The organism is Mixta mediterraneensis, assembly GCF_030283135.1.
Taxonomy (GTDB): Bacteria; Pseudomonadota; Gammaproteobacteria; order Enterobacterales; family Enterobacteriaceae; genus Pantoea; species Pantoea mediterraneensis.
In genome coordinates this window covers 145,266-154,278 of record NZ_JASUAZ010000005.1, presented here as the reverse complement: position 1 = coordinate 154,278, position 9,013 = coordinate 145,266, and the positions used below count along the sequence as shown (strand labels likewise).

The following is a 9,013-nucleotide window of genomic DNA, read 5'->3' as shown; positions in this document are numbered from 1 at the left end:
AGCGGTTTTCCATCCTGCAATCCCGGGAGGATCGTCAGAGGAAGGGCGGATCATAGCGCAAAGCGCGCCAGAGATCTCCCCTTTCTACACAGTTTTGATCCTTTTTATCCACAGGCGAAGGGCGCGAAGTGAAGTTTACCCGAGCTGTGGAAAAAACCAGCAGGGATCAGGCTGAATGATGCGATTTTTCTGGCAGCTTCTCGTTTTGCCCGCAAGATCCTGCAATCTGATCGCAATAAGATCCTGGGCGATCCTTGCGCTTTGGTGCGGAGCCCGTATAATTCGTCACCCGGCTTTGTCGCGCTATGCCCAATGCCCGGACTCAGCGGGCTGTATCCGGGCTTCCAGGTACCGTGAATAGCGAAGTAAATTGACTCTGGACTGTACAATTATTACAATCCCGCCTCTTTATTAAAGACACATTGAGGCGTTGGTCGAAATACTGGCCCAATAACGCGTCACCCAGTGAAATTTTCAAGTTTAGGTAGAAATCGCCATGAAACGCACTTTTCAACCGTCCGTACTGAAGCGCAACCGTTCACACGGCTTCCGTGCTCGTATGGCAAATAAAAATGGTCGTCAGGTTTTGGCACGTCGTCGTGCTAAAGGCCGTGCTCGTCTGACCGTTTCTAAGTAATAAAGCTAACCCTGATGGGTAAGCTCGCATTTCCCAGGGAGTTACGCTTGTTAACTCCCACTCATTTCACTTTCGTCTTCCAGCAGCCACAACGGGCTGGCACGCCGCAAATTACTATTCTCGGCCGCCTTAACGCGCTGGGGCATCCCCGCATCGGTCTGACCGTCGCTAAAAAACATGTTAAACGCGCTCACGAACGCAACCGGATCAAGCGATTGACCCGCGAAAGCTTTCGCCTGCGACAGCATGAATTACCCGCGATGGATTTTGTCGTGGTAGCGAAAAAAGGGATTGCCGATCTCGATAACCGTACGTTGGCGGAAGCGTTGGAGAAATTATGGCGTCGTCACTGTCGCCTGGCGCGCGGCTCCTGATCGTCCTGATACGCGTCTATCAACGCGTTATTAGCCCATTACTGGGACCACACTGTCGGTTCCATCCGACCTGCTCTCAATACGGAATTGAGGCATTACGCAGGTTTGGGATGTTAAAAGGCAGTTGGTTGACATTAAAACGCGTATTAAAATGCCACCCTTTGAACCCGGGTGGTGACGATCCTGTGCCGCCAAAAACCTTTGATACCAGAGAACATTAACGATGGATTCGCAACGCAATCTCTTCCTCATCGCTTTTCTGTTCGTGTCTTTCATGATCTGGCAAGCCTGGCAGACGGACCACGCTCCGCAGCCGCAGCAGACCCAGACCACGCAAAATACGAACAGCACAACGGGTGATGCCGCCAGTCAGGGTGTGCCGGCCAGCGGTCAGGGCAAAACGATCACCGTTAAGACCGATGTCCTGTCATTAAATATCAACACTCGCGGTGGTGATGTTGAGCAAGCTCAGCTGCTGACGTACTCGGACAAACTGGGTTCTGATCAGCCATTCCAGCTGCTTGAAACCACGCCAGGCTTTGTTTACCAGGCGCAGAGCGGGTTAACCGGTCGTAACGGCCCGGATAATCCGAACAACGGTGCGCGACCGTTGTTCACCACAACGCAGGATCACTTCGAACTGGCCGACGGTCAGACCGAGCTGCGCGTACCAATGACCTACACCGCCGAAAATGGTGTGGTCTATACCAAGACCTTCGTGTTCAAGCGTGGCGATTTTGCGGTGAACGTGGATTATCACATTAACAACACCACTCAACAGCCGCTGGAAGTGTCGCTGTTTGGTCAGTTAAAGCAAACCATCGACCTGCCTAAGCATCGCGATACTGGCAGCAATAACTTTGCTCTACACACCTTCCGTGGTGCGGCTTACTCGACCAGCGATGAGAAATACGAAAAGTATAAATTCGATACCATCGCGGATAACGAGAACCTGAACATCACCACCAACCATGGTTGGGTGGCAATGTTGCAGCAGTATTTTGCGACTGCATGGGTGCCGCGTACCGAAGGCAGCAATTCGCTTTATACCAGCAATCTGGGTAACGGTATTGCCGCGGTGGGTTACAAATCAGCCCCCGTGACGATTGCCGCCGGTTCGCAGCAGGACCTGGGCGCTACGCTGTGGGTTGGACCGGAAATTCAGGACAAGATGGCTGCCATTGCGCCGCATCTGGATCTGACTGTAGATTACGGCTGGTTGTGGTTCATCTCTCAGCCACTGTTTAAACTGCTGAAATTCCTGCACAGCTTTATCGGTAACTGGGGCTTCTCCATTATCGTAATCACCTTCATCGTGCGCGGCATTATGTACCCGCTGACCAAAGCGCAGTACACCTCGATGGCGAAAATGCGCATGCTGCAGCCGAAAATCCAGGCCATGCGTGAGCGTTTAGGTGAAGATAAGCAGAAGATGAGCCAGGAAATGATGGCGCTGTACAAAACGGAGAAGGTGAACCCACTGGGTGGCTGCCTGCCGTTAGTTATTCAGATGCCTATCTTCCTTGCGCTGTATTATATGCTGATGGGATCGATAGAATTGCGCCATGCGCCATTCGCACTGTGGATTCATGACTTGTCGGCACAGGACCCGTATTACATCCTGCCGATCCTGATGGGGGTGACGATGTTCTTCATTCAGAAGATGTCACCGACCACCGTGACCGATCCGATGCAGCAGAAAATCATGACGTTTATGCCGGTTATCTTTACCGTGTTCTTCCTGTGGTTCCCTTCAGGTCTGGTGCTGTACTACATCGTCAGTAACCTGGTAACCATCATCCAGCAGCAGCTGATCTATCGCGGCCTGGAAAAACGTGGCCTGCACAGCCGCGACAAGAAGAAAGCATAAGACAGTTAGGCGGGAGACATCCCGCATTGAAACGGTCTATTCTGAGGCGGTCAAAGTGACCGCCTTTTGTTTTTTGTAGTGAGAGAGAATTTATGAGCCACAGCGAGACTATCGTTGCCCAGGCAACGCCTCCCGGACGCGGCGGTGTAGGTATTCTGCGTATTTCTGGCACGCGTGCTGCTGAAGTCGCGCAGCAGGTGCTGGGCAAGCTGCCTAAACCGCGCTATGCCGACTATTTACCGTTCAACGACGCCGATGGCCGCATACTGGATCAGGGTATCGCGCTGTGGTTTCCCGGTCCGAACTCTTTTACCGGTGAAGATGTGCTGGAACTGCAAGGCCATGGCGGCCCGGTGATCCTCGATTTGTTGCTGAAACGCATCGTCGCGCTGCCGGGCGTGCGCATTGCGCAACCGGGCGAATTTTCTGAGCGCGCCTTTTTGAACGACAAGCTAGATTTAGCTCAGGCCGAAGCGATTGCGGATCTGATCGATGCCAGCTCCGAGCAGGCGGCCCGTTCTGCGGTTAACTCATTACAGGGGGCGTTTTCTACCCGCATTAACCAACTTGTGGAAGCGCTTACTCACCTGCGAATCTATGTGGAAGCTGCGATTGATTTCCCGGATGAGGAAATAGACTTCCTGTCTGACGGCAAAATTGAAGCGCAGCTAAATACGGTAATCGGCGATCTCGACAGCGTACGTGCCGAAGCGCGTCAAGGCAGCCTGCTGCGTGAAGGGATGAAAGTGGTGATTGCTGGTCGCCCTAACGCGGGTAAATCCAGCCTGTTAAATGCGCTGGCAGGACGAGAAGCTGCCATTGTCACCGACATTGCCGGTACTACACGTGATGTCTTGCGTGAGCATATCCATATCGACGGTATGCCGCTGCATGTCATTGATACGGCGGGCTTACGTGAAGCCAGCGATGAAGTTGAACGTATCGGTATTGAACGTGCCTGGCATGAAATTGAGCAGGCCGATCGCGTGTTGTTTATGGTGGATGGCACCACGACCGATGCAACGGAAGCTGCGGCGATATGGCCCGATTTTGTGTCCCGCTTACCGGCTGAGTTGCCGATTACCGTGGTGCGAAATAAGGCCGATATGACAGGAGAAACGCTGGGGTTAACCGAAGTAAACGGTCACTCACTTATTCGCTTATCGGCACGTACCGGTGCAGGTATCGATGCGCTGCGTAATCATCTGAAGCACACCATGGGTTTTGCTGGCAATGTGGAAGGTGGATTCCTGGCACGCCGTCGTCATCTGCAAGCTCTGGAGTTAGCGGCTACTCACTTACTTCAGGGCAAAGAACAGCTGCTGGGTGCCTGGGCGGGAGAGCTACTGGCTGAAGAGTTGCGCCTCGCACAGCAGTCATTGAGTGAAATCACCGGCGAGTTTACTTCAGACGATCTGCTGGGGCGCATCTTCTCCAGCTTCTGCATCGGGAAGTAATATTCCCTGCACTGTGTGGTGATGGCATAAAGACATAAACTCTGCCCGACAGCGAACGGAGCGTTAACAGGCCGCTATTAAAGGCGGTTTTGCCATATTGAAAAAGTGAAATGAGGCAACAATGCTGTTTGGCTGCGTCGATACATTGCAGTATAACGGTTATTGCCCTGGCCTGACGATTCTCTTACCGCTATGGGTAGTGTCTCGTCTGTTCAGTGCGCTGATAGCGTAGGTTTACCCGGTAAAAGCAAACGCGTACCGGCTGGCCCCGGCGAATCTGTTATTGGTGATAAACATTAACCTTTATTTTGCTTTTAATAAGGAATGGAGAATGAGTAATCCGCTCGATACCGCCGCATTAGACAGGTTGTTTAACGACGCTCGCACTCACAGCTACTGGCAGGATAAACCGATTGACGCAGCCGTGCTGGAACAGCTCTACGCGCTAACCGCACTTGGCCCGACTTCGGCTAACTGTTCGCCGGGACGCTTTGTATTTGTCACCTCCGCTGAAGGCAAAGAGAAATTAAAACCGGCGCTTTCTTCCGGCAACCTGGAAAAAACCATGGCCGCGCCCGCGACGGTGATTATTGCCTGGGACAGCGAATTTTATGAGCATTTGCCTGCGCTGTTTCCACATGGCGATGCGCGTAGCTGGTTTACCAGCAGCCCGGATCTGGCAAAAGAGACGGCATTTCGTAACAGTAGTTTGCAGGCCGGTTATCTGATTCTTGCGGCACGTTCGTTGGGGTTGGATGCGGGCCCGATGTCCGGTTTCGATCCGAAGAAGGTGAATGACGCTTTCTTCTCTGACAGCAAATGGCAGGTCAACCTGCTTATTAATCTGGGCTATGGTAACGGCAGTAAATTGCATTCACGTTTACCGCGCCTTAGTTTTGATCAGGCTTGTAAATTCGCTTAATAAGATTTGCGCCGCGATATTATTCGCGGCGCAAATCTGTGGAAATTAATGCAAATTGCAGTGTTTCCTTTTCTCTCCCGCTTTCAATTCGCGATATATCCGTACTAATTTATTCACTGGCTCATCAGTTATCATTTTACGGATCTGTAAACATGCCGGTATCCATATGAAAAACATATGTCTGGCAATTAATTGATACTGAAAAAAATAGATTTCCGTCATTTCACCTTAAGCCAAATTTCAATTAGCTAGAAAAACTTCGTACTGACAGCTAATTAGCTTCGTGATTATACTAGCGGGCAAATAACTCTTTATTTATCTGACGTTGCCAGTTTAATGTGCCAGCGCTTAGCGGCTTGCCTCTTTATTCATTATCAGAGGGCTGAATAGCCATGACCAATCCTCGCGAAATAGTCGAATTAAGTTATGCCATTCGTAAAATGGCGGAAGCTAAAATTGATGATATTAATGACATCAACCGTGAAACCACAATTTTGGCACTCAATGCTTTAATTGAAGCCGCGCGTGCCGGTGAGGCCGGACGCGGTTTTGCCGTGGTAGCGAACCAGGTCAAACAGGTTTCCACCACCATCGGTGATATTACGCAGAGCCTCAACCGTGAGCTAGCGGGATCGTTGTCGCACCTGACGGCGTTAGGTGACGTGATGATTAATCAAATCCAGGCGCACGACAGCCATCGCTGCACCGATTTAGCCCTCAATATGATCGATATTATCGATCGTAATCTGTATGAACGCTCTTGTGACGTACGCTGGTGGGCGACCGATGCGGCAGTTGTCAACTGCACTAGCGAAGCCAGTAGCGAGGCGCGTGAATATGCGGCGCAGCGTCTGGGAGTGATTCTCGACAGCTATACCGTGTATCTCGACATCTGGATCACGGATACGCAAGGCAACGTGCTGGCTAACGGACGTAGCGATCGCTATTCGCTACGTCAGCAAAATATCAGTCACCTTTCGGTATTTCGTGATGCTATAAAGTTACGCAGCGGAGCAGATTACGTGGCAGCCGATATTACTACTTTGCCCCAGTTGCGTGGTGCTGCTGTGGCGACCTACGCCACGGCAATTCGTGAACACGGCGAGAACAACGGGCGCGTGACAGGCGCTCTGCTGATTTTCTTTGACTGGGCTCCTCAGGCGCAAGCAGTGGTCAACAGCGTGCGTCTCAGTAAAGAAGAGTGGAGCCGCTCACGCTGCATGATTCTCGACTCACAGTATCGGGTGATCGCCAGCTCCGATCCGCTGGCTAAGATTGGCGATCGCTATCCATTCAATACCGGCGGCAAGCTCTCGGGTAGCTGGCAACCCGAGCCAGGCCGCAACGTTTCCTTTGCGCTGACGCCCGGTTATGAAAGCTATAAAGGATTGGGTTGGTATGGTGTGATTGAGCAGCGACAGGGGTAATTACGTCGCCTGTGGCTTGCTCCCAAATAATGGTCATCTTTTCCGAATAGTCTCATTCTGCACTGTGCTGGATGCAATAAGTTCAGGAAATTCTTACAATGCAGCTGATGATTATCTGACCATTTTCACGGAGCGACAGATGGCTGGGCATTTTGTACGTTGGACGGGCGATTCCGGTTTTCCAGTCGGGAATCTGCGTATGCCTCAAAATGTCATCGACGCCGCGCAAGGCTTTGCCGATCGGCGTCGCGGCGAACGCTTTCTTGCGGCGCGTGCGTTGCTGGCACAATTGATGCTGCGCGTATATGGCATTAACTCTCTTCCCCCCTTGATCACGCATTGCAATGGCCGGCCAGTCTTTGCCGATAACGATCTGCCGGATTTTAGCATCGCTTATGCGGGAAATATGGTCGGCGTATTGTTGGCAGAAGAGGGTGAACGTGCCGGACTGGACGTGGAGATTGTGCGTGCTCATAGCCGCCAGAAGCAGGAGCAGCTAATGCAGGGATTAACATCCGGGGAGATCGCCTGGATTAATGCCCAGCAGGATTTTATGGAAGCGGTGACGCAAATCTGGACGCTGCGTCAGAGCATCCTGAAATTAACCGGTGAAGGTGAAAACGGGCTGGATTCGTTGCGTTTGCTGCCTGGTGCGGGCCGTTTACGCTCGACGCTTTATCCAGATATTCAGGTGGTATGCGATGCCGAGCCGACACTGGTTTGGGCCTGCGCCTTGTCGTCTGCGACGCAGCGTTTGCACTTATGGGAAATGGACAGCGCACATCAATGGCGCGCGCTACGTGAAGTAGAAGTGAACAAACCCAATATTGGTCCGTGCGCTCTGCGCCTGACCAGCCTGCCTGAAGAAAGGCGTTTTCATCCTGCGATATAAACCGGCGGCTCTCAGGATAAACATGGCCGCAACGTTATCGGTTGCGGCCATGTTTAATGCTTTACGCTGAGTCTTATCGCGCCATTAATGCGCGTCGATAAAGACAATTTTCAGGACAAACAGCAGTGCGACGATCACCACGCACGGGCTGATTTCACGCCAGCGACCGGTGCCCAGCTTCATCACGCAGTAAGCGATAAAGCCCAGCGCAATACCTTCGGTGATTGAGAAGCTGAACGGCATCATTGCCGTCGTGACAAAGGCCGGTACTGCTTCGGTCAGATCATCCCAGCGCACGCGTGACAGGCTGGCGGTCATTAACACGCCCACGTAAATTAACGCACCCGCTGCAGCATAGGTTGGCACCATCGCCGCCAGCGGCGACAGAAACATCACCAGCAGGAACAGGATGCCAGTGACAACGGCCATCAAACCCGTGCGCCCGCCGATAGCCACACCCGACGTACTTTCGATATAAGCGGTAACGGAAGATGTCCCCACCAGGGCGCCGCTTACTGAGCTGATGCTGTCAACATACAGCGCCTGCTTCATGCGCGGAAACGTGCCTTTTTCGTCAGTCAATCCAGCTTTATCAGTGACGCCAATCAGCGTGCCAGAGGAGTCAAACAGGTTCACCAGCATGAAGGAGAAAATCACGCCCGCCATGCCAACATTGAACGCGCCTTTAATATCTGCCTGACCGATCACCGAAGTGATTGATGGCGGAGCCGAAAAGAGGCCAACGAATTTGACATCGCCCAACAACCAGCCAATCGCGGTGGTGATCACCATAGAAATCAATACCGCAGCATGAATATTACGTGACGCCAGGATGGCAATAATAAAGAAGCCAAGCGCGCCGAGCAGCACGCTGTGTGAGGTCAGATTACCTACAGCAACCAGCGTGTCGGGATTAGGAACGATAATGCCAGCATTTTTCAGCCCCATCATGGCAATAAACAGGCCGATACCGGCGGTTATACCCACGCGCAGGCTAAGCGGGATATTAGCGATCATCCAGTAACGCACGCGCAGCAGCGTCAGGATCAGCAGGCCCAACGCACCCCAGAAAATAGCGCCCATACCCATTTGCCAGGAATATCCCATTGCGCCAACGACGACAAAGGCGAAGAAAGCATTCAGGCCCATGGCGGGAGCCAGCGCAACCGGTAGGTTAGCGATCACCCCCATCAGGATGCTGCCAAAGGCAGCGATCAGGCAGGTGGTGACAAACACGGCCTGCGTATCCATGCCCGCGACGCCTAAAATTTGCGGGTTGACGAATACGATGTAAACCATCGTCAAAAAGGTGGTGATACCGGCAATAACTTCGGTACGCACCGTGGTGCCGTGTTCCTGCAACTTAAAGATGCGCTGCAAAAAGCCTTGATTATTCATTTCATCTGTCCAGAAGAAAAACTGTCGGCGCGTATC

9 protein-coding genes are annotated in these 9,013 nt (G+C 52.3%); 8 read left to right on the top strand and 1 reads right to left on the bottom strand.

Annotated features, from left to right (window positions below; all coding sequences use genetic code 11):
- The first annotated feature begins 496 nt into the window (after positions 1-496).
- The 8 genes from rpmH (at position 497) to QRY16_RS05855 (ending at position 7,579) form a co-directional block, all read left to right on the top strand.
- The gene (rpmH, locus tag QRY16_RS05890; protein WP_015369029.1) at positions 497-637 is read left to right on the top strand and encodes a 50S ribosomal protein L34; all 141 of its coding nucleotides are present in this window, start codon (positions 497-499) and stop codon (positions 635-637) included.
- Between the two features lie 14 nt (positions 638-651).
- The gene (gene rnpA, locus QRY16_RS05885) at positions 652-1,011 is read left to right on the top strand and encodes a ribonuclease P protein component (RefSeq protein ID WP_193406677.1); all 360 of its coding nucleotides are present in this window, start codon (positions 652-654) and stop codon (positions 1,009-1,011) included.
- On the top strand, positions 975-1,232 hold the full coding sequence (gene yidD / locus QRY16_RS05880; RefSeq protein ID WP_193406676.1) for a membrane protein insertion efficiency factor YidD: 258 nt from the start codon (positions 975-977) through the stop codon (positions 1,230-1,232). The genes rnpA and yidD overlap by 37 nt, the downstream gene beginning before the upstream one ends.
- 2 nt (positions 1,233-1,234) lie before the next feature.
- On the top strand, positions 1,235-2,881 hold the full coding sequence (gene yidC, locus QRY16_RS05875; protein WP_289775955.1) for a membrane protein insertase YidC: 1,647 nt from the start codon (positions 1,235-1,237) through the stop codon (positions 2,879-2,881).
- A 92-nt stretch (positions 2,882-2,973) separates the two neighbouring features.
- Complete coding sequence (gene mnmE, locus QRY16_RS05870; protein ID WP_289775954.1) at positions 2,974-4,338, top strand: tRNA uridine-5-carboxymethylaminomethyl(34) synthesis GTPase MnmE; 1,365 nt, start codon at positions 2,974-2,976, stop codon at positions 4,336-4,338.
- Between the two features lie 331 nt (positions 4,339-4,669).
- Positions 4,670-5,260, top strand: coding sequence for a malonic semialdehyde reductase (locus tag QRY16_RS05865; protein WP_289775953.1), 591 nt, complete (start codon positions 4,670-4,672; stop codon positions 5,258-5,260).
- Positions 5,261-5,652: 392 nt separating this feature from the next.
- A complete protein-coding gene (locus QRY16_RS05860) occupies positions 5,653-6,687 on the top strand; it encodes a methyl-accepting chemotaxis protein (RefSeq protein ID WP_289775952.1) in 1,035 nt (344 codons plus the stop codon).
- A gap of 139 nt (positions 6,688-6,826) precedes the next feature.
- Positions 6,827-7,579 carry a 4'-phosphopantetheinyl transferase family protein gene (locus QRY16_RS05855; RefSeq protein ID WP_289775951.1) on the top strand — a complete coding sequence of 251 codons (753 nt, stop codon included), beginning with the start codon at positions 6,827-6,829 and terminating at the stop codon, positions 7,577-7,579.
- Positions 7,580-7,663: 84 nt separating this feature from the next.
- Here QRY16_RS05855 and QRY16_RS05850 read toward each other — a convergent pair whose 3' ends face one another.
- Positions 7,664-8,977: an NCS2 family permease gene (locus QRY16_RS05850; protein WP_289775950.1), complete on the bottom strand. Its 1,314-nt coding sequence runs from the start codon at positions 8,975-8,977 to the stop codon at positions 7,664-7,666.
- Between the last annotated feature and the right edge of the window lie 36 nt (positions 8,978-9,013).